Origin of the sequence: Micromonospora sp. KC207, assembly GCF_004348615.1 — a bacterium.
Classification (GTDB): Bacteria; Actinomycetota; Actinomycetes; order Mycobacteriales; family Micromonosporaceae; genus Micromonospora.
Genome location: NZ_SMKJ01000026.1, coordinates 1 through 18,830, shown reverse-complemented (window position 1 = coordinate 18,830; position 18,830 = coordinate 1). Strand labels below are relative to the sequence as shown.

Here is an 18,830-nt window from a genome sequence, read left to right as displayed (position 1 = left end):
GCACGCCCCTCACCCTGGAGTGTCCCCTTGCAGAACCTCGTCACCGATCTGCTGGTCACCCTCGCCTACGGCGTGGTCGGCGTCGTCCTGATGGGCGTCGGCTACGGACTTGTCGACGTGGCCACCCCCGGCAAGCTGCACGAACTGATCTGGACCGAGCGCAACCGCAACGCCGCCCTGCTGCTCTCCTCGAACCTGCTCGGCGTCGGCACCATCGTGGTCGCCGCGATCCTCGCCAGCGAGGACGACTTCGTGATCGGCCTTGTCGGCGCGGCGGCGTACGGGATCGTCGGCCTGGTGATCATGGCCGCCGCGTTCCTGCTGCTCGACGCCGTGACCCCGGGGCGGCTCGGTGAGCTGCTGGTCGACCCGGAGCCGCACCCCGCCGTGTGGGTGTCCGCCGTCGTGCACCTGGCGACCGGCGCGATCATCGCCGCCGCGATCAGCTGATGGCCGCCGGCAAGCACCCGGGCGGCGGGCGGCCCGGCCGGCCGGTCGTGGCGGCGAAGAAATCGTCGGCCGCCGGCTGGATCATCGCGCTGGTGACCGTCGTCCTGGTCGGCGGCTGCATCGGCATCGGCGTGGTCAACCGCGACTCGGGCGGCACCATGGTTCCCGCCCCGACCGCCGACGAGCGGGCCGACACCGTGCCGATCCTCGCCCAGGCCGCCGCCAGCCAGGGCATCTGCTACGGCTGGCGGCTGGAGAGCTGGTACGGCTCCGCCCCGGTCAGCGTCGGCTCCAACCTCGGCGACGAGGTCGCCGTGGTCGACAACCCGTCCTGCCCGCGCTGGGTCGAGGTGGTCGCCGACGTCCGGTACACGTCGGAGAGCAGCGAGAGCAGCGACTACGCGATCGTGAGGGTGACCGGCTCCCCCGACATCGACCGCTCCGACCTACACGCCGTGGAGACCGGCCTCGCCCGGTTCGGGCTGGACTCCGACCGCTTCGTCGACGACCCCGGCTGGGCCGTCTGCCGGGCCGCCGTCGCGCTGCCGCTGCTGCTCGCGGAGGCCGGTGTGGTGTCGCCCGCCGCCACCCCGAGCGCGCAGCCCGGTGCGGCCGTGTCGCCGCTGCCCGCCGCCGGCAGCGACTTCTGGCGGGACCGCTGGGGCTGGCTGCTAGTCATCGGCGGGCTGCTGCTGGTCACCGCGTTGCTGTTCACCGTCGGCTTCGTGCAGCGGGGGCGGCAGCGCGCGGCGGCCTCCGCCGGGCGTACCCAGGGGAAGGCGTGACCACCGGGACACCGGCGGCGGTCGACGGCAAGACGCCCGCCGCCCGGCCGCGCTGGCGGCTGGCCCGCTCGGCGGTGCTGGTCGCGGTCTTCGTCTGCGCGGCCTGCGGCCTGGTCTACGAGCTGGCCCTGGTCGCGCTCGGCAGCTACCTGATCGGCGACGCCGTCGGCCAGGCGTCGATCGTGCTCGGCGTGATGGTCTTCGCGATGGGCGTCGGCGCGCTCGCCGCGAAGCCGTTGCAGTCCCGGGCCGCCGCCGCGTTCGCCGTGGTCGAGCTGGCCCTCGCCCTGCTCGGCGGGCTGTCGGTGCTCGGCCTCTACGCCGCGTTCGCCTGGCTGGACCTGTACGGTCCGGCGCTGGTCGGCACCGCGTTCGTGCTCGGGCTGCTGATCGGCGCGGAGATCCCGCTGCTGATGGTCATGCTGCAACGCATCCGGCAGCAGTCCGCCGGCAGCGCGGTGGCGGACCTGTTCGCCGCCGACTACGTCGGCGCGCTGCTCGGCGGGCTGGCCTTCCCGTTCCTGCTGATCCCGGTCTTCGGGCAGCTCAAGGGTGCCCTGGTGGTCGGCGCGGTGAACGCGGTGGCCGGCGTGGCGCTGGTGTGCACGGTGTTCCGGGCAGAGCTGAGCCGCCGGGCGCGGGTCGCCGTCGGCGCGGGCTCCGTCGCGGTCGCGCTCTGCCTGGGGTACGCCTGGATCACCGCCGCCGACTTCGAGGTGACCGCCCGGCAGCAGCTCTACCGGGACCCGGTGGTGCACGCCGAGCGCAGCCGCTACCAGGAGATCGTGCTGACCCGCTCGGTGCGGGAGGTCGGCCACGCCGACACCGACCTGCGGCTGTTCCTCAACGGCGACCTCCAGTTCAGCTCGGTCGACGAGTACCGCTACCACGAGGCGCTCGTGCATCCGGCCCTGAACGGCCCGCGCGGCGAGGTGCTGGTGCTCGGCGCCGGCGACGGGCTCGCGGTCCGGGAGATCCTGCGCTACCCCGACGTGCGCCGGGTGACCGTGGTCGACCTCGACCCGGCCGTGGTGGCGCTGGCCCGCAGGGAGCCGCAGCTACGCGAGCTGAACGGCGACGCGTTCGCCGACCCCCGGGTGCGGGTGGTCAACGTCGACGCGTTCGGCTGGCTGCGCGCCGCCACCGAGCGGTTCGACGTGGTCGTCGCCGACCTGCCCGACCCCGACGAGACGGCCACCGCCAAGCTCTACACCGTCGAGTTCTACTCGCTGGTCCGGGCGGTGCTCGCCGAGGGCGGACGGCTGGTGGTGCAGTCCGGCTCGCCGTACTTCGCGCCCCGGTCGTACTGGTCCATCGAGGCGTCGGTGCGCGAGGCCGGTTTCGCCACCATGCCCTACCACGTCGACGTGCCGAGCTTCGGCGACTGGGGTTTCGTGCTCGCCGCGCCCGGGACCGCCCCGCCCGCGCTGGCGCTGCCCGCCGACGCCCCTCGGCTGCGCTTCCTGACCGCCGGCACGCTGGCGTCGGCCGCGAACTTCCCCGCCGACCGGGGTCGGCTCGACGTGCCCGCCTCCACGCTGCTGCGGCCCCGCGTGCTGGAGTACGCCCGCGTGGAGTGGCGCGGCTACTAGCGTCGAAACCATGGTGCGAGGACCGTCGCGTCGGCACTGGATGCCACCCCGGGCGCTGGCCGCGGCGGCGTACCTTCAGGCGTTCGTCCTGTCCGGGGTGGCCGCCGTGCTGCTGACCCGGGCGTACCTGCGGGCCACCGGCTACCCCCAGCTCGGCGGCGGCGGCCTGCACGTCGCGCACGTGCTCTGGGGCGGCCTGCTGATGACCACCGGCCTTGGCGTGGCGCTGGTCTTCCTCGGCGGGGCGGCCCGGATGACCGGCGCGATCCTTGGCGGGATCGGGTTCGGCCTGTTCATCGACGAGGTGGGCAAGTTCGTCACGGCCCGCACCGACTACTTCTACGCCCCCGCAGCCAGCATCATCTACGCCGTCTTCGCGATACTCGTGGTCATCACCCAGGCGGTCCGGGACCGGACCCGGCTGATCCCGGCCGAGCGGACCGCAAACGCGCTGGACGCGATGGCCGGTGGCCTGATCGACGGGCTCACCGACCGCCGCCGGGTGGAGGTACTGCTGCTGACCCGGGGCTCGGGCGCGGACACCGAGGCCGCCGTGGCCGCGCTGCTCGACGCGGTGCCCTGCCGGGAGTCGCCGCCTCCCAGGTTCTGGCAGCCCTGGCTGGCCCGCGGCCGGCGGGTGGCCGTCGGGCTGACCGACCAGCGGTGGGTGGTCCGCTTGGTGGTGCTCTACGTGGTGGTGAATCCGGCGCTGACCGTGGTCGGGGTGGTGATCGACGGGGTGACGGGCACGCTGGACGAGGAGCGGGAGTGGGGCGCGGTGCTCGGCGTATCGGCGTCGGCGCTGGCCACGGCGGTGCTCAGCGTCACGGCGGCGGTCCGGCTGCGCGGCAACCGGCTCGGCGCGTTCCGGCTGTTCAAGCTGGCGATCCTGGTGGACCTGCTGTTCGGGCAGATCTTCAACTTCACGGTCAACCAGTTCGGGGCGGTCGCCGCGCTGGCCTTCGACGTGTTCCTGCTCGCCGTGGTGACGGCCGAGCACCGCCGGCTGTCCCGGACCGGGTGACGCCCGATGCGACGGATCGGGCGGGCCGGGGCGACCGATGGGTGGCCGCCGCTCGTTTCGCCGGCAGGCGGCACGGGACTGCGGACGATACCGTGACGGCGTGATCTAGAAGGGAGAAGTCATGGTCGAATCCCACAGCACGCCGTCGCGGACCCGTCCGGGCATCGTGACGCTGTCTGGCTACCTACTCATGATCTTCGCGTTCCTCCAGCTCGTCGGTCTTGTCGCGACGATCGCGGTGAGCGGCCGGCTCCGGCAGGGCTTCGAGGACGCGTTTGAGGGCACGTCGAGCGGGGCGGAGGGGCTGGGCACCTTCGTCGTCGGTTTCGCCATCGGCAGCGCCGTGTTGATGCTGGTGCTCGCCCTGGTCCTCGTAGTCCTGGCGATCTTCAACAACCGCGGCAGCAACGGCAGCCGCATCACCACCTGGGTGCTCGGCGGCATCATGCTCTGCTGCATCGGCGGCAGCCTGATCAACGGCGCGGCCGGTTCGGTGGGCGGGCCGTCGGCCGGCGGCGACGCGCCGAGCGCCGAGGAGATCGAGCGCAGCCTGAGCGGAGCGCTGCCCTCCTGGTACACCCCGGTCAGCATGCTGCTCGGGGTCGTCGGCCTGCTCGCCGTGCTGGCCGCGCTGATTCTGCTGGCCCTGCCGAAGGCGAACGAGTTCTTCCGCAAGCCGAAGCAGGGCTGGGAGCCGCCGGTCCCGGGTGCCGCCTACCCGGCGTACCCGCAAAACCCCGGTTACCCGCAGAATCCCGGTTACCCGCAGAATCCCGGCTACCCGCACTACCCGGACCAGCCGGGGCCGTCCGCGTCCGGCCGGCCGGACCCGTCGGGGCCCGGGCAGTGGGGCGACCCCGGGCCGTCGTCGTCCGGCGGCGGGGGCGACTCCGGCGGCTCTTCGTCCGGCGGTGACTCCGGCTCTCCGTCCGGCGGCTCCTCGTCGTCGGACTGAGGTCGGCGCGGCCCCGCCCGGGTTCGCCGGGCGGGGCTCGCTGCGACGACGGTGACACCGACGCGCTCTCCCTCCAGGTAGGTTCCACTTGACTACTGACCATGTGCTGGCCGAAGCACACTGAGAGGTAACAAATTCGTCGTGTTGCCGTACTCCGATCAGGTGCCGGCCCGTCGTCCCGCGACCGTGGGGCTGGCGGCGTCGGTGCTGGTGCTGATGGCCGCCGGTGCCGTGGCCTCGGCGGTCGCCGGGCTGCTCGTCCTCGGCGGCACCGTCGACCGGTTCCGGTCGGCGGCGGCCGGCACATCGGCCGGTACGGCGGAGATCGACGATCTGGTTCTCCTGCTGCGGGGCGCGACGGTGGTGTCGGCGGCGGTGACCGTGCTGGTGGGCGTCGTGCTGGTCGGCCTGGCGGCCGGGCTGCTCGTGGGCCGGGCCGGAGCCCGGGTGGCGACCTGGGCGGTCTGCGGTCTGGGCGTGTTGTTCGGCTGCTGCGGGGTGGCGCTGCTGGTCGGCCAGCGGGCCGTGCCGCTGCGGCTGGCCGACGGCGGGGGGTCCATCGCAGAACTGCTCGGCCTGGTCGGCGATGCCTACCCGGGCTTCTGGATCTCGATCAACGCCGCCCTTTCGGTCGGCCAGGTGCTCGGTTACTTTGTGGTATCCGCGTTGCTGGTCTCGCCGAGCGCCAGCGCCTGGTTCCGTCGGCGTCGCCCCGTGCCGGCACCGGCCACCGTTTCGTACCACCCGCCCCGCTGAGGATTCTCCGTGACGTCAGAGCAGGTCCCCGCCCAGCGCCGTGCGTTGGTCACCGGCGCGACGGCCGGCATCGGCGCGGAGTTCGCCCGCCGGCTGGCCGCCGACGGCTGGGCCCTGGTGCTGGTGGCGCGCGACGCCGCCCGGCTGGCGGAGACGGCCGCCGAACTGACCGGCCGGTACGGCCACCCGGTCGAGGTGATCCCGGCCGATCTGTCCACCGACGACGGCTGCGCCGCCGTGGAACGCCGGTTGGCCGGCGACGACCAGGTCGGCCTGCTGGTCAACAACGCCGGGATCAGCCTCAACCAGCCCTTCCTGCGCTCCTCGGTCGCCGACGAGTCCCGCCTGCTGGGGCTCAACGTGCACGCGGTGCTGCGGCTCACCCGCGCCGCGATCGGCCCGATGATCCGACGGGGCGATGGGGCAGTGATAAATGTCTCTTCGGTCGCCGGATTCGGCCCCCTGATGCCGGGGTCGACCTATCCGGCGAGCAAGGCGTGGGTGACCGCCTTCAGCGAGTCCGTCGACCTCACGACCCGCCCCCGGGGGGTGCGCGTGATGGCCCTCTGCCCTGGTTACACCCGCACCGGCGCGCACGAGCGAATGGGGATCGACACGTCGGGCATCCCTCGCCTGCTGTGGCTGCGCACCGAGCAGGTGGTCGACGAAGCACTGTGTGACCTGCGAAAAGGCCGTTCGGTCAGCGTGCCGTCTCGGCGCTACAAGCTGGCGGTGGCAGCGGTGCGGCACGCCCCCCGGGGTCTGCTGCGCCGGTTCGCCCGGGACACCCGGGGCCGCGACGCCCGCTGACCTGCGAAGCGGCGTCAGCAGACTGCCCCCGGCGGCGGTGCGCCCGGTCCGGCCGGCAGGGCGATCGCACAGAGTAGCCGAATATTGCCAACCATCGGTCGCCCGTAGGGCTGACCGGGGTGGACCCCACACACACCTCCCAGACTTGCGCAGTACCCTCTATCGCCATGGGGGACCACGACGACCTGCGTAAATTCATCATCGACCTGGCTGTGGTCCATGGGCGTGTGGTGCTCTCCTCCGGCCGGGAGGCGGACTGGTACGTCGATCTGCGACGTGTCACGCTCCATCACCAGGCCGCACCGTTGGTCGGTCGGGTGCTGCTCGATCTGACCGCCGACTGGGAGTACGACGCCGTCGGTGGCCTGACCCTGGGCGCCGATCCGGTGGCGCTCTCCATGTTGCACGCCGCGTCGGCGACCGACCGGTCGCTCGATGCTTTCGTCGTCCGTAAAGCGGGTAAGGCTCATGGTCTGCAACGCCGCATCGAGGGACCGGACGTGGCCGGACGGCGGGTACTGGCGGTCGAGGACACGTCGACGACCGGTGGCAGCGTGCTGACCGCAGTGGAGGCGTTGCGCGAGGCCGGGGCCGAAGTGGTGGGTGTGGCAGTTATTGTTGATCGTGGCGCCGGCGACGCGGTGCGAGCCGCTGGACTGCGGTATCGGGCGGCCTATACGTTGGCTGACCTCGGCCTTGTGGCCTAAAAGTTTACCGATTCGGATCTGCTGATATGCAGGCGGATCGATGCTGCTGGTGGAAGGATGGAATACGTGGGAACTGCGTTGGCTGAAATGACCATGCCTCAGATCTCGCCGCTTGCCGGCGAGCCGATCGAACGCGCCGACGCCGAGCGGCTGGCGGGGGTCCTCAAGGCCCTTGCCGACCCCGCCCGGCTGCGGCTGCTCAGCCTGATCCAGTCGGCCCCCGAGGGCGAAGCGTGCGTGTGCGACCTGACCGCGCCGCTCGGCCTCTCCCAGCCGACGGTCAGCCACCACCTGCGTATCCTCACCGAGGCCGGCTTGCTGGAGCGGGAGAAGCGCGGGGTCTGGGCGTACTACCGACTGGTGCCGACCGCGATCGCCACGATCGCGGATCTGCTGACTCCGCCGCGCAAGCGGGCCACCAAGAAGGCCCGCTGACGAGGTATCTGTTCCGGGCCGTCCCGCCTCAGGACGGCATCGGGTGGCGTGCCAGGGGTGGCGCCACCACCGGACGGTGACGCCTGCCCGGGTCACCGGCAGTCGCCTCGTTACTTCATTGCGGCTTGAATGATGGCCGGTCCCGTTGCCACGGGGCCGGCCATCGACGTACGTGCCCGTCAGCGGCCCTCGCCGCGTTCCGGCCACCGACCGCCGTCCTGCGGCGGCTGCTGCTGCCCGTGCTCCTGGTGCGGGGCCTTGTCGTCGTGGTGGTGGTGCTCGACCGCGTCGCGCACGGCCTCGACCGCGCCGACCGCGCTGGCGGCGGCGATCACCGTCATGGCTTCGCCCCGCTTGCGGGCCCGCCGGTCGCGCAGGAACTCGAAGAAGATCGGCAGCACCGAGACCAAGATGATCAACGCGACCACCGGCAGGATGTACCGGTCGATCTTGTCGCCGATCGCGCTGTAGATCTGCTCGGCGAGCAGGTAGCCGATCAGCAGGATGCCGTCCACCCAGAGGATCGCGCCGACGACGTTCCACAGGAAGAACTGCCTCGCCGGCATGCCGAGCACCCCGGCCACCGGGTTGAGGAACGTGCGGACGATCGGGATGAACCGGGCCAGCACCACGGCCTTGGCCGGGCCGAACTTCCGGAAGTAGTGCTCCGCCTTCTCCACGTACTCCCGCTTGAACAGCCGGGAGTTGGGGCGGTCGAACATCCGCCGCCCGTACCGCGCGCCCAGCCAGTGCCCGAGCTGGGCACCGACGATCGCGCAGAGCGGACCGCCGACCAGCAGCCCGACCAGGGAGAGCCGGGTGCCGTCGCCGAAGATCGCGTCCGCCACCGGCGAGGCGGCGACGCCGGCCAGGAACAGCAGCGAGTCGCCCGGGAAGAAGAAGCCGACCAGCAGCCCGGTTTCGGCGAAGAGGATCACCCAGACACCGATCAGTCCGAAGGTCTGGAGCAGATCCTTCGGGTCGAGCGGGTTCAGGGCGACGGTCTCGGAGACCGCTCGTGCCTTCTCTGCTGTGTCCACGGCCACACAGGGTACCGAACCCGGGACCGGGCCCGACCCGCGCCGCCCCGGGCCGGCGTCACAGGCGTGGGTCCACCGGCTCGGACTCGCAGGCCAGAATGGCGAAGACCAGCTCGTGGCGCCGCCAGAGCGGTGCGCCGTCCGCCAGCGCGGCCAGGGCCGCCAGGCCGAGGGCGTGCTCGCGCAGGGCCAGCCCTCGCTTGCGGCCCAGTGACCGGCGGCGCAGCGCGGCGAGCTGCTCCGGATCGGTGTACCCCGGGCCATAGATGATCCGCAGGTACTCCCGGCCCCGGCACTTGATCCCGGGCTGGAGCAGCGACCCCTTCGGCGACCGGGCGGCCAGCCCCGCGTACGGCTTGACCACCATCCCCTCCCCACCGGCGGCCGTCAGCGCCAGCCACCAGCCAATCGCGTCGGCCTCGGCCGAGGCGTCGGCCAGGTCGACGACGCGCCGCCGGGTGACCGTGAAGAACCCCGGGTCGGTGGCGCACAGCCGGTCGGCCAGGTCCAGGTGCCAGCCGTGGTCCCGGTCGACGTGGCTCGCCCCGGCGGAGGCGAGCGCCGCGAACGGGGCGAGGGTCACCCCGGCCAGCCCGTCCGTCGGCCCCACGTACGCCCGGTACGCCGCCGAGTACGCCTCGACGTCCGCCAGGCGCGCGGCCATCCGGTCCCGCAGGTCGCCCACCGGCAGGCCCCGCCCGGCCGCCGCGTCGAGGGTGGCCAGCACCGCGGGCAGGGCCGCGCGGCCCGCCGCGCCCACGCTCGCGTACTGCTCGCGGATCAGCCCGCCCGCCTTCGCAGACCAGGGCAGCAGCTCGCAGTCGAGCAGCAGCCAGTCGGTGTCCAGCTCCGCCCAGAGCCCCGCCGCGCCGACCGCCGCCCGGACCCGGCCCAGCAGCTCACCGTCGTGCGGCGGGCCGAAGAACGGCCGGCCCGTGCGGGTGTGCACCACCCCGCCGCCCGGCCCGAACGGGCCGCCGTCCGGGTCGCGGCAGACCAGCACCACCGCCCGCGATCCCATGTGCTTCTCCTCGCAGACCACCCGGTCGACGCCGGCCGCCCGGTAGTCGGCGAGCGCCTGCGCCGGGTGCTCCAGGAACTCCTCGCCCGTGGCCGTCGAGCAGGGTGCCATCGTTCGGCGGCAGCCAGGTCAGCCAGCGCGGGTCCACCGCGAAGCGGCTCATCACCTCCAGCGCGGCGGCGGCGTTCTCCGCCGGCACGGTCAGCGTCCCGTACGCGTGCTCGACGTGCCGCCGCCCGGTCACGTCGCGCAGGTCGAGCACCGCGTCCGCCGGCCAGCCGCAGCGGGTCGACGTCGACCAGCAGCGCGGCGGTGCAGCGCCGCTCGTCGGCTTCGGGGTAGACCACGTGCGCCGCGCCGACGGGCAGCTCGAAGGAGTGCACTCGGTCGGGGTGCTTGACCAGCAGGTACCCGAGGTCGGTGGCGGGGCGGTGCGTAGTGGTGAGGGTGAGTAGCACGAGCCCATGGTGTCAGGTGGTTCGATCTTGCGTCGCCCGCCTTTCGACGCCCCGGGGATCTCGCGCGGCTCGGCTCAGCGGTAGTCGTCCTCGTCCCCGGCGACCACCCGGGCCTGCTCCATGGCGTCCCAGTCGCTGACCTCCAGGCCCCGGCTCGGCTCCCCCTCGCCGTCGGCCGGGTCGGTGGAGGCGGCCTGCTCCACGGCGTCGGCCGCAGGTGCCTCCGGATCCCGCTCCTCCGCAGCGAGGTGGTCGCTCGGGGTGAAGTCCTCGTCGGGCTGACCCATCGTCCCTCCCTGGATCCGGTGGCAGGCTACCCACACCGTACGGGCTGCTCGGGGGGCGGCGCTCGGTGCCGGGTGGCCAAGTCGCCGGATTCCTTGTCTTCGGGCCCGCTCGCGATGCCAGGATGGTGCCGTGGGCTTCCTGATCCGGCTGGCGATCACCGCGATCGCGTTGTGGATCACCACGTTGGTCGTGCCCGGCGTCGAGGTCGGCGGCCGGACCGGCGGCAACACCGTGCTGACCCTGGTGGCGGTGGCGTTGATCTTCGGCGTGGTCAACGCCGTGCTCAAGCCGGTGATCAAGGTGGTGGGCTGCGTCTTCTACCTGCTGACCCTGGGGCTGTTCGCGCTGGTGGTCAACGCGCTGTTGTTCCTGCTGACCGACTGGATCGCGCGGCACCTGGACCTGCCGTTCCGGGTGGACGGCTTCTGGGCCGCCTTCTGGGGCGCCATCGTGATGGCGGTGGCGAGCTGGCTGATCAGCGTCGTCGTGCCGGACAGCCTGGAGGACCGGTGAGGTCGACCGGTCGTCGCCGGGCCTTGTGGGCGGCCCACGTGGCGGACCGGTCATGGGTCGGTTGCGTCCTCGGTCACCTCCTGCGGGATACTTCCGGCGGAGGACAGCGCGGTCCGGCGCACCCACGGAAGACAGCGGCTGGTGACGGCCGACAGCGGTAAGTAAGGAGCGTTCGACATGCCCATCGCTTCCCCCGAGGTCTACGCAGAGATGCTGGACCGCGCCAAGGCGGGCCGGTACGCGTACCCCGCGATCAACGTGACGTCCTCGCAGACGCTGAACGCGGCGCTCAAGGGCTTCGCCGACGCGGAGAGCGACGGCATCATCCAGGTTTCCACCGGCGGCGCGGAGTACCTCTCGGGCCCGTCCGTCAAGGACATGGTCACCGGGGCGGTGGCGTTCGCCGCGTACGCGCACGAGGTCGCCAAGAAGTACCCCGTCAACGTCGCGCTGCACACCGACCACTGCCCGAAGGACAAGCTGGACAAGTTCGTCCGGCCCCTCATGCAGATCTCCAAGGAGCGGGTCGCCGCCGGCCAGGAGCCGCTGTTCCAGTCGCACATGTGGGACGGCTCGGCCGTTCCCGTGGCGGAGAACCTGGAGATCGCCGCCGAGCTGCTCGACCGGGCCGCCGAGGCCAAGATCGTCCTTGAGATCGAGGTCGGCGTCGTCGGCGGCGAGGAGGACGGCGTCGAGAACGCCATCAACGACAAGCTCTACACCACCGTCGAGGACGGCCTGGCCATGGTCGAGGCGCTTGGCCTGGGCGAGAAGGGCCGCTACATGGCGGCGCTGACCTTCGGCAACGTTCACGGCGTCTACAAGCCGGGCAACGTGAAGCTCCGCCCGGAGATCCTGAACAACATTCAGGAGGCGGTCGCCGCCAAGTACGGCAAGGAGAAGCCGCTCAGCCTGGTCTTCCACGGCGGCTCCGGCTCGCTGCTGTCGGAGATCCGCGAGGCGCTGGACTACGGCGTGGTGAAGATGAACATCGACACCGACACCCAGTACGCCTTCACCCGGCCCGTCGCCGACCACATGTTCCGCAACTACGACGGCGTGCTGAAGATCGACGGCGAGGTTGGCAACAAGAAGCAGTACGACCCGCGTACCTGGGGCAAGCTGGCCGAGGCCGGGCTCGCCGCCCGTGTCGTCGAGGCCTGCGAGCACCTGCGCTCCACCGGCACCAAGCTGAAGTAACCCCCGCTGGTGCGGAAGCGCCCTTGTCGACGTCCGGCGTCGACAAGGGCGCCCCGCGCCACACCTGATTCGGCGCCGTGCCGAGCGCCGCGATCTTGGCCGGCCACAGGGCCGGGCCCGGGGCGGTCAGGGTTGCCCACTCTCGCCGGCGGTCAGGACCCGGACCGCCTCGCGCACGTCGTCGGTGAGGTGCACCGTGTCCGACAGGTCGCCGAACGGCGAGGCGGCCAGCAGCGGACGCAGCAGCGACTCCACCGGCAACTCCGTCGTCCAGTACGACCGGTTTAGGAAGACGTACGCGCCGCTCGCCCCGTCCGTGCCGTAGTACGTCTTCGTCGCCGCCTGGAACACCTCCTGCACCGTGCCCGCCCGGCCGGGCGCGAAGACGATCCCGCCCCGGGCCAGCCGGAGGATCGTGTCCTCCCGGATGGCGTTCGAGAAGTACTTCGCGATCCGCCCCGCGAACAGGTTCGCCGGCTCGTGCCCGTACAGCCACGTCGGGATGGCCAGCCCGCCGGCCCGCGCCCAGTCCAGGCCCAGGTTGCGGTCCAGGTCGCGCTGCCGGGGCACCGCCGGCGCGTACCTTACCCTGACCTCCAGGGCGGCGGAGGTGTACCGGTCGTGGTCGGTGAAGTCCGGCGCGGTCGCGAGCAGGTCGATCGCCGCCGTCAGCTCCTCGGCCGGGCGGGTCGACAGGTACGCGCCCAGATTCGCCGCCTCCATCACGCCCGGCCCGCCGCCGGTCACCACCAGCCGGTCGGCCCGGGCCAGCTCCCAGCCCAGCACCGCCGCCATCCGGTACGACACGCTGCCCCGGAGTACCGCGTGCCCGCCCATCACGCCCACCACGGACTGCGGCCCGTGCGTGGCGAGCCAGGCGCGGGTGGCGTCGACCAGCGCATTGTCCACCCCGTGGTCGTGCAGCCGTTGGCCGAGCGCCTCCTTGACCTCCGGCAGCGCCCCGCCGTGCGCCCGGAAGTGGTCGTACACCCGGGTGTCGTACATGCCGGCGAAGCCGCCCTCGGCGAACCCGGCGGCCAGGTCCTCCGGGGTGTAGAGGTGCGACGGCTGGGTCGGGTACGGCAGCCCGGAGAAGGGCGGCACCACGTTCGCGCCGCGCCGGACCAGGTCCGCGCCCACCTCACGAGAGGCGAAGCGGCAGCCGACGAAGAGGGTGCCGGTCACCTCCGTCCCGCTGAGGTCGGGGACCGGGGCGACGTCGAGGCGCAGGCCCTGGACGGTCAGCCCGGCCAGGCTGCCGGTGGTCAGCCGCTGCTCGAACGCGCTGCGGGTCTCGATCTCGGTGGCGCTGGTGTCGTGCGGGGAGAGCACGTCCGCGGGAGGTGGGGTCGGCACGACGCCATCCTGCCCGCCCGGGTCAACCCCGCAAACCATCCGGTACGCACAGGAGCCCGGTGGCGAGGCCACCGGGCTCCTGCTCCAACCGGGTCCTGGGGAGGCTCCGGACCCATAGTTGTAGTGGAAAACACGTTCCGCCGGCATTAGCCGCAGGTCCCGCCGCCGTGGACCGCAGGGAAGCGCGGCACGACCACAGGCGTGACGAAGGCCTCAACCGTTCGGGTAGCCGGGTCTGCCGACCCCCTCGCGCGGCGCAGAGCGAAGCGGGTTGAATGGGACGATGCAGAACCTGTTGCCTGAGCCGCCGGCCACCCTCCTACCGGCCCACGACGAGGCCGACGCCGCGCTGGCCGCCGCCCAAGAGGCCGGCACCGACGAGGCGTACGCCGAGGTCGCGGCCCGTTTCCCGACGTACGGCGCGGGTTGGGCCGCGCTCGCGAGCCGGGCCCTGGTCGACGGCCAGGTCGTTCCCGCGTACGCCTACGCCCGGACCGGCTATCACCGGGGCCTGGACCAGCTACGCCGCAGCGGCTGGAAGGGGTATGGCCCGGTGCCCTGGTCGCACGCGCCGAACCGGGGCTTCCTCCGCTGCCTCTACGTGCTGTCCCGGGCCGCCGGCGAGATCGGCGAGGCGGACGAGGCCGCCCGCTGCGCCCAGTTCCTGCGCGACTGCGACCCGGCCGCCGGGGACGCCCTGGCCAGCGCCTGACCCCATCGAGCCAGCGCGGCGGCCGGCCCGACGGGTGTCGGCCCGGCCGCCGCGCTGATCAGAGCCCCTCGGCCACGGACGCGGCGATCTTCAGCCAGGCGTCGCGGGTGGCCGACGAGAGCTGCCCGTACCGGATCGGCTCGCCGGTGTCGATCAACCGTTCGTATGGGGCGAGCAGCACCGCCCGGGTGCGGGCCGCGAAGTGCTCCTGGATGGCCGGCAGGTCGATCTCCTTGCGCGACGGCGGCATGGAAACCACCGTCACCGCCTGCCGGACCAGCCGCTGCCGGCCGCTCTGCTCCAGGTGGTCGAGCATCCGGGCGGCCGTCTCCGCCGAGTCGTTGCGGGCCGACATGGTCACCACGAGCTGGTCCGTGGCGTCCATCGCGGCCTGCCAGTTCTGCGCCCGGACGTTGTTGCCGGTGTCCACGAAGATCAGCTTGTAGAACCGGCTGACCACCTCCCGGATCTCGGCGAAGGCCGATGCGGTGAGCATCTCCCCGCCGGTGGCCGACTCGTCCGAGGCGAGCACGTCGAACATCCCCTCGCCCTGCGAGCGGACGTACTGCGACAGGTCGCCGACCCGCCCGTGCGCGCCCTGGAACTGGCCGAGGTCGCGCAGCATGTCGCGCACCGTACGGGAGTGGAAGTCCTGCTGGGCACGCATCCCGAGGGTGCCCTGTGTCTCGTTGTTGTCCCAGGCCAGCACGTACCCGCCGCGCTTCTGACCGAAGGTCATGGCGAGCAACAGGATGGCCACGGTCTTTCCCGCGCCGCCCTTCGGGTTGACCACGGTCACCTGGCGCAGCCCGCCGAAGTTGCGCCGCACCATCTCGATGTCGCGGCGCAGCTCCTGCTCGTGCCGCCCCGGCGGGAGCTTGATCAGCCCCGTTTTGTTCACCACGGCCCGCACGCCCATCGTGGCCACCGGGTCGGCCGGGCGCACCTGTCGGCGCCGGGCGAAGTCCTCGGCGGTCGGCGCGATCCTGGTGTCCGGCGTCCAGGCCGGTTCCGGGTACCCCGGCGGCACCCGGGTCACCCCGTCCGCCTCCCGGTACGGCGGCTGCGGCACCGGTGTCACCTGCTGCGGGGCCACCTGCTGCGGGGGCTGCGGCGGCCAGCCCGGGGGGTACCACCCTGGCTGAACCGCGCCGGCGTGCGCCTGGTCGGGGTGCGTCGGTGCGGGCGGGGCGGTGTCCGGGCCGGAGTGCTGCTGCGGTCCGGGACCCCATCCCACCTCAGTTTCGCCCGCCGTGGCCGGGTAGCCCCCGGTGTAGGCGTCGACCGGCCCGGCGGTGTAGGCGTCGACCGGCCCGGCGGTGTAGGCGTCGACCGGCCCGGCGGTGTAGGCGTCGACCGGCCCGGCGGTGTAGGCGTCGACCGGCCCGGCGACTGCGGGCGGGTACGGGGTCGGGGCCAGCGGCCCCGGCGGGTTCATCACCGGCGGGAACGGCCCGGGCGGCTGCGGCCCCGCCGCCTCCACCGGTCGCGGTGCCGCGTCGACCGGCTGCGCTGCCGCGTCGACAGCAGCCGGGGGCGGTGCGGGTCGTGGCGCACCGTCGGCCGGCCGGGCCCACTCCTGCGCGTCCGGCTGCCGCGTCGATCCCACGTCGACGGTCGGCTCGGGCTCGCCCGCCGGACGGGTCCCGCCGCCGGGTCGCTGTGGCGGCAACGCCCACGGCGACTCGGCCACCCGTCCCCCGCCGTTCGACGTCGGGACGGCCACCGACCCGCCCCGGGCCGCCCCGGCGTCGCCGACCGTCGTCACGCCCGGTGCCACCGGGACCGGCCCGGCGGCAGTCGCGTCCCCGGGGACCGGCGGTGCCCCGGCCGACGTCTGCGGGTCCAGGGTGAAGGGCAGGTTCAGGTCGACCGGACCGGGCACCGGTTGGTACCGGGCGTACGTGCTCGGCGCGGCGCCCAGCGACGGGTAGGCGTCCGGGGCGACGAACGACGGCCCGGCATCGGCCGGCGGTGGCCCGGGATCGGCCGGGTTCGGCACCGCCGGGTTCGGCACCGGCAGGTGGGCGGCTGTCGCGGCCCACGCCGGGGCGGAGCCGTCCGGCCCGTGATCGGTCGGTTCCGGCGGCCAGAGCGGTTCGATGTCCCGCTCCGGCATCGGCTGCTGGCCGGGCAGGTGGACCCGGTCGGCGTTGTCGTCCACGCGGTTCCTTTCCATTCCTCCTGCCGAGGATAGGCCCCGGAGCCGAGCCGCCGGGATCGATGCCGGTCCCCGCCGATCGTCACCCCCGCCGTCGGTCGTCCCGTCGGTCGCGGCGGGGCGCGTCGACGGCCCACCCGGACGGTTCGCCGGGTCAGGCCGTCCAGACCGCCCAGGCCGCGGGCTCGGTCCACCAGGACCGTTTCCGGCTCAGCTCGCCCTCGACGCCGTCGTCGAGATAGGGCACCCGCTCGTCGCGCGGCACGACGGCCACCGCGCGCCCCCGCGCCCGGCGTACCTCGAACCGCATCCGCTTCCTACCCAACGCGGCGCGGGTCACCACGGGAACGGCCACCGCGACCTCGACCATGCCGTCCGTCGGGTCCCCGGCGGTGAGCAGCGGCAGCCCGTCGAGCCGGGCGTACCCGCCCGCGTTGCCGATGGCGCAGGCCAGCAGCGGATCGTCGCCGGCGGAGAGCACGACGTCGTCCACCTCGATGCGGCCCCGCCAGTGCAACGGCCGGCCGGCGTCGTCGGCGGCCCCGATCAGCGCGCCGTCCAGGGTCACCGAGCCGCCGTCGTTGCGCAGCAGGTCCAGCCGCCGGGCAGTGCCGTCCAGCACGGCGGCGGCCACCGCCGCCGGGTCGCGCGGCAACCCGAGCTGCGCGGCCAGGTCGCGCTGCCCGCCGCTGTGGGTCGGATCGAGCGGGAGTACGCCCACCGGCGGCAGGTCCGGCACCGTACGGTTGCCGGGCAGGTCGGCGGGGCGACGGCTGGGCGGTGGGGCGTACCGCCGGACGAGCCGGCGCACGACGGCGCGCAGCTGACCGTCGCTGGCGGTGGCGACGACCAGCCTGGTCTTCGAGTCCGGGTCGGGCCAGGCGAGCCCGTCGGGGCGAGGTGGGCCGTCGAGCCGGGCCAGCACCTCGTCGATCTCCGCGTCCGAGCGGGCGGTGACCGTCTCCACCCGGGCGCCTCGGGCGGTCAGGGCGTCCGCGCAGGCGAGCACCGGCACCCGGGGAGTCTCGCACCGCTCCCTGGCGCGACCTGCGTCACCGGTCGTGCCGTCGCCGCAGCAGGCGTCGCCGCTGCCGCAGCCCCCGCCGGGAGCGTCCCGCCCCGAGCCGAGGGTGAGCAGCACCACGTCGTACACGAAGGAGCCTCCTGCCTCTCGACGAACCCCTGCCGGTGCCGTCGTGACCTCTTGTTAGCCTGACACCCCGGGCTCGCTTACCGGTCGCCACCTGGCACCCGAGCCTTCTGGAGGCGGAGAAGATGCCAGCGATCGTGCTCATCGGCGCTCAGTGGGGCGACGAGGGCAAGGGCAAGGTTACCGACCTGCTGGGTGAGCGGGTCGACTACGTCGTGCGCTACTCCGGCGGAAACAACGCCGGCCACACGGTGATCACCCCGGACGGGCAGAAGTACGCGCTGCACCTGATGCCGTCGGGCGCGCTCTCGCCGAGCGCGATGATCATCATCGGCAACGGTGTCGTGGTCGACCCGAAGGTGCTGCTGACCGAGATCGACGGCCTCGCCGAGCGTGGCGTGGACGTCTCCCGGCTGCGCATCTCCGGCGACGCGCACCTGATCATGCCGCACCACCGGGCCCTGGACCGGGTGGTCGAGCGGTACCTCGGCAGCTCCCGGATCGGCACCACCGGCCGGGGCATCGGCCCGGCGTACGGCGACAAGGTCGCCCGGATGGGCATCCGGCTCCAGGACCTGCTCGACCCGGGCATCCTGCGCAAGAAGCTGGAACTCGCCCTGCGCGAGAAGAACCAGATCCTGTTCAAGGTGTACAACCGCAAGGCGATCGACGTCGACGCGACCGTCGAGGAATACCTCGGCTACGCCGAGCGGCTCAAGCCGTACATCGCCGAGACCCGGGTGATGCTCTGGGACGCCCTGGACCGGGGCGAGACGGTGTTGCTGGAGGGTGCCCAGGCCACCATGCTCGACATGGACCACGGCACCTACCCCTTCGTGACCTCGTCGAACCCGACGGCGGGCGGGGCGTGCGTGGGCGCGGGCATCCCGCCGACCGCGATCAACAAGGTCATCGCGGTGAGCAAGGCGTACACCACGCGGGTGGGTTCCGGCCCGTTCCCCACGGAGCTGTTCGACGACAACGGCCAGCACCTGCGCAAGGTCGGCCACGAGTACGGCACGACCACCGGCCGGGAGCGCCGCTGCGGCTGGTTCGACGCCGTCGTCGCCCGGTACGCGTGCCGTCTCAACGGCGTCACCGACCTGGTGATCACCAAGCTGGACGTGCTCACCGGCCTGCCGAAGGTCCCGCTCTGCGTCGGGTACGAGATCAACGGCGAGCGCTTCGACGACATGCCGATGACGCAGACCGACTTCCACCACGCCACGCCGATCTACGAGGAGCACGACGGCTGGTGGGAGGACATCACCAAGGCGCGCACCGAGGCCGACCTCCCGGAGAACGCGAGACGCTACATCGCGCGCATCGAGGAGCTGTGCGCCACCCGCGTCAGCGTGGTGGGCGTCGGCCCGGGCCGCGAGGAGAACGTGACCCGCCACCCCCTGCTCCCCTAGCG

General features: G+C 72.9%; 18 protein-coding genes and 2 pseudogenes. 13 read left to right on the top strand and 7 right to left on the bottom strand.

Annotated features, from left to right (window positions below):
- The first annotated feature begins 27 nt into the window (after positions 1 to 27).
- From E1258_RS05625 to E1258_RS05585, 9 genes are all read left to right on the top strand, one after another.
- Entirely contained in the window at positions 28 to 450 is a 423-nt protein-coding gene (locus E1258_RS05625; protein WP_132397432.1) for a DUF350 domain-containing protein, read from the top strand.
- A complete protein-coding gene (locus E1258_RS05620) occupies positions 450 to 1,235 on the top strand; it encodes a hypothetical protein (RefSeq protein WP_132397431.1) in 786 nt (261 codons plus the stop codon). The genes E1258_RS05625 and E1258_RS05620 overlap by 1 nt, the downstream gene beginning before the upstream one ends.
- Positions 1,232 to 2,827, top strand: coding sequence for a polyamine aminopropyltransferase (locus tag E1258_RS05615; protein ID WP_132397429.1), 1,596 nt, complete (start codon positions 1,232 to 1,234; stop codon positions 2,825 to 2,827). Before E1258_RS05620 ends, E1258_RS05615 begins: the two co-directional genes overlap by 4 nt.
- A 40-nt stretch (positions 2,828 to 2,867) precedes the next feature.
- Positions 2,868 to 3,851 carry a hypothetical protein gene (locus E1258_RS05610; RefSeq protein WP_132397467.1) on the top strand — a complete coding sequence of 328 codons (984 nt, stop codon included), beginning with the start codon at positions 2,868 to 2,870 and terminating at the stop codon, positions 3,849 to 3,851.
- A gap of 121 nt (positions 3,852 to 3,972) precedes the next feature.
- Positions 3,973 to 4,806, top strand: a complete 834-nt coding sequence (locus tag E1258_RS05605) for a hypothetical protein (protein ID WP_132397427.1) — start codon at positions 3,973 to 3,975, stop codon at positions 4,804 to 4,806.
- A 141-nt stretch (positions 4,807 to 4,947) separates the two neighbouring features.
- Complete coding sequence (locus E1258_RS05600) at positions 4,948 to 5,562, top strand: hypothetical protein (protein ID WP_243715219.1); 615 nt, start codon at positions 4,948 to 4,950, stop codon at positions 5,560 to 5,562.
- A 9-nt stretch (positions 5,563 to 5,571) separates the two neighbouring features.
- Positions 5,572 to 6,372, top strand: coding sequence for an SDR family oxidoreductase (locus tag E1258_RS05595; protein WP_132397423.1), 801 nt, complete (start codon positions 5,572 to 5,574; stop codon positions 6,370 to 6,372).
- Positions 6,373 to 6,539: 167 nt separating this feature from the next.
- Positions 6,540 to 7,079 (top strand): orotate phosphoribosyltransferase, encoded by a 540-nt coding sequence (gene pyrE, locus E1258_RS05590; RefSeq protein ID WP_132397421.1) that lies wholly within the window; start codon positions 6,540 to 6,542, stop codon positions 7,077 to 7,079.
- Between the two features lie 57 nt (positions 7,080 to 7,136).
- Entirely contained in the window at positions 7,137 to 7,514 is a 378-nt protein-coding gene (locus E1258_RS05585) for a helix-turn-helix transcriptional regulator (protein ID WP_007073957.1), read from the top strand.
- Positions 7,515 to 7,693: 179 nt separating this feature from the next.
- On the opposite strand, the gene E1258_RS05580 is transcribed toward E1258_RS05585, so the two are convergent.
- The 4 genes and pseudogenes from E1258_RS05580 to E1258_RS05565 all read right to left on the bottom strand — a co-directional run bounded on the left by E1258_RS05580 (position 7,694) and on the right by E1258_RS05565 (position 10,320).
- A complete protein-coding gene (locus E1258_RS05580) occupies positions 7,694 to 8,560 on the bottom strand; it encodes a DedA family protein (RefSeq protein WP_243715218.1) in 867 nt (288 codons plus the stop codon).
- Positions 8,561 to 8,612: 52 nt separating this feature from the next.
- Positions 8,613 to 9,843, bottom strand: a pseudogene (locus E1258_RS05575) (polynucleotide kinase-phosphatase); the annotation flags it as partial.
- A pseudogene (locus E1258_RS05570) lies at positions 9,830 to 10,033 on the bottom strand (3' terminal RNA ribose 2'-O-methyltransferase Hen1); the annotation flags it as partial. The pseudogenes E1258_RS05575 and E1258_RS05570, both read right to left, overlap by 14 nt.
- A 74-nt stretch (positions 10,034 to 10,107) precedes the next feature.
- Positions 10,108 to 10,320, bottom strand: coding sequence for a hypothetical protein (locus tag E1258_RS05565; protein ID WP_036373603.1), 213 nt, complete (start codon positions 10,318 to 10,320; stop codon positions 10,108 to 10,110).
- Positions 10,321 to 10,450: 130 nt separating this feature from the next.
- Here E1258_RS05565 and E1258_RS05560 point away from each other — a divergent pair, with 130 nt between their 5' ends.
- Positions 10,451 to 10,834, top strand: a complete 384-nt coding sequence (locus E1258_RS05560) for a phage holin family protein (RefSeq protein WP_132397419.1) — start codon at positions 10,451 to 10,453, stop codon at positions 10,832 to 10,834.
- A gap of 177 nt (positions 10,835 to 11,011) precedes the next feature.
- Positions 11,012 to 12,034, top strand: coding sequence for a class II fructose-bisphosphate aldolase (gene fbaA / locus E1258_RS05555; RefSeq protein ID WP_007073962.1), 1,023 nt, complete (start codon positions 11,012 to 11,014; stop codon positions 12,032 to 12,034).
- Positions 12,035 to 12,160: 126 nt separating this feature from the next.
- On the opposite strand, the gene E1258_RS05550 is transcribed toward fbaA, so the two are convergent.
- A complete protein-coding gene (locus tag E1258_RS05550; protein ID WP_207919424.1) occupies positions 12,161 to 13,390 on the bottom strand; it encodes an LOG family protein in 1,230 nt (409 codons plus the stop codon).
- Between the two features lie 283 nt (positions 13,391 to 13,673).
- Between E1258_RS05550 and E1258_RS05545 the strand changes: the two genes are divergently transcribed.
- Entirely contained in the window at positions 13,674 to 14,102 is a 429-nt protein-coding gene (locus tag E1258_RS05545; RefSeq protein WP_132397417.1) for a DUF3151 domain-containing protein, read from the top strand.
- 58 nt (positions 14,103 to 14,160) lie between these two features.
- Here the strand turns inward: E1258_RS05545 and E1258_RS05540 are convergent, their stop codons facing one another.
- Positions 14,161 to 16,266 carry a chromosome partitioning protein gene (locus E1258_RS05540; RefSeq protein WP_371688573.1) on the bottom strand — a complete coding sequence of 702 codons (2,106 nt, stop codon included), beginning with the start codon at positions 16,264 to 16,266 and terminating at the stop codon, positions 14,161 to 14,163.
- A 151-nt stretch (positions 16,267 to 16,417) separates the two neighbouring features.
- Positions 16,418 to 17,416, bottom strand: a complete 999-nt coding sequence (locus E1258_RS05535; protein WP_132397413.1) for a hypothetical protein — start codon at positions 17,414 to 17,416, stop codon at positions 16,418 to 16,420.
- Between the two features lie 122 nt (positions 17,417 to 17,538).
- On the opposite strand from E1258_RS05535, the gene E1258_RS05530 reads away from it, so the two are divergent.
- Positions 17,539 to 18,828, top strand: a complete 1,290-nt coding sequence (locus tag E1258_RS05530) for an adenylosuccinate synthase (RefSeq protein WP_007073966.1) — start codon at positions 17,539 to 17,541, stop codon at positions 18,826 to 18,828.
- Positions 18,829 to 18,830 lie beyond the last annotated feature (2 nt).

Coding starts and splice junctions, on each gene's coding strand:
- E1258_RS05605 (WP_132397427.1), top strand. CDS start 3,973: ATGGTCGAATCCCACAGCACGCCGTCGCGGACCCGTCCGGGCATCGTG.
- fbaA (WP_007073962.1), top strand. CDS start 11,012: ATGCCCATCGCTTCCCCCGAGGTCTACGCAGAGATGCTGGACCGCGCC.
- E1258_RS05545 (WP_132397417.1), top strand. CDS start 13,674: ATGCAGAACCTGTTGCCTGAGCCGCCGGCCACCCTCCTACCGGCCCAC.
- pyrE (WP_132397421.1), top strand. CDS start 6,540: ATGGGGGACCACGACGACCTGCGTAAATTCATCATCGACCTGGCTGTG.
- E1258_RS05610 (WP_132397467.1), top strand. CDS start 2,868: ATGCCACCCCGGGCGCTGGCCGCGGCGGCGTACCTTCAGGCGTTCGTC.
- E1258_RS05620 (WP_132397431.1), top strand. CDS start 450: ATGGCCGCCGGCAAGCACCCGGGCGGCGGGCGGCCCGGCCGGCCGGTC.
- E1258_RS05565 (WP_036373603.1), bottom strand. CDS start 10,320: ATGGGTCAGCCCGACGAGGACTTCACCCCGAGCGACCACCTCGCTGCG.
- E1258_RS05585 (WP_007073957.1), top strand. CDS start 7,137: ATGGAATACGTGGGAACTGCGTTGGCTGAAATGACCATGCCTCAGATC.
- E1258_RS05530 (WP_007073966.1), top strand. CDS start 17,539: ATGCCAGCGATCGTGCTCATCGGCGCTCAGTGGGGCGACGAGGGCAAG.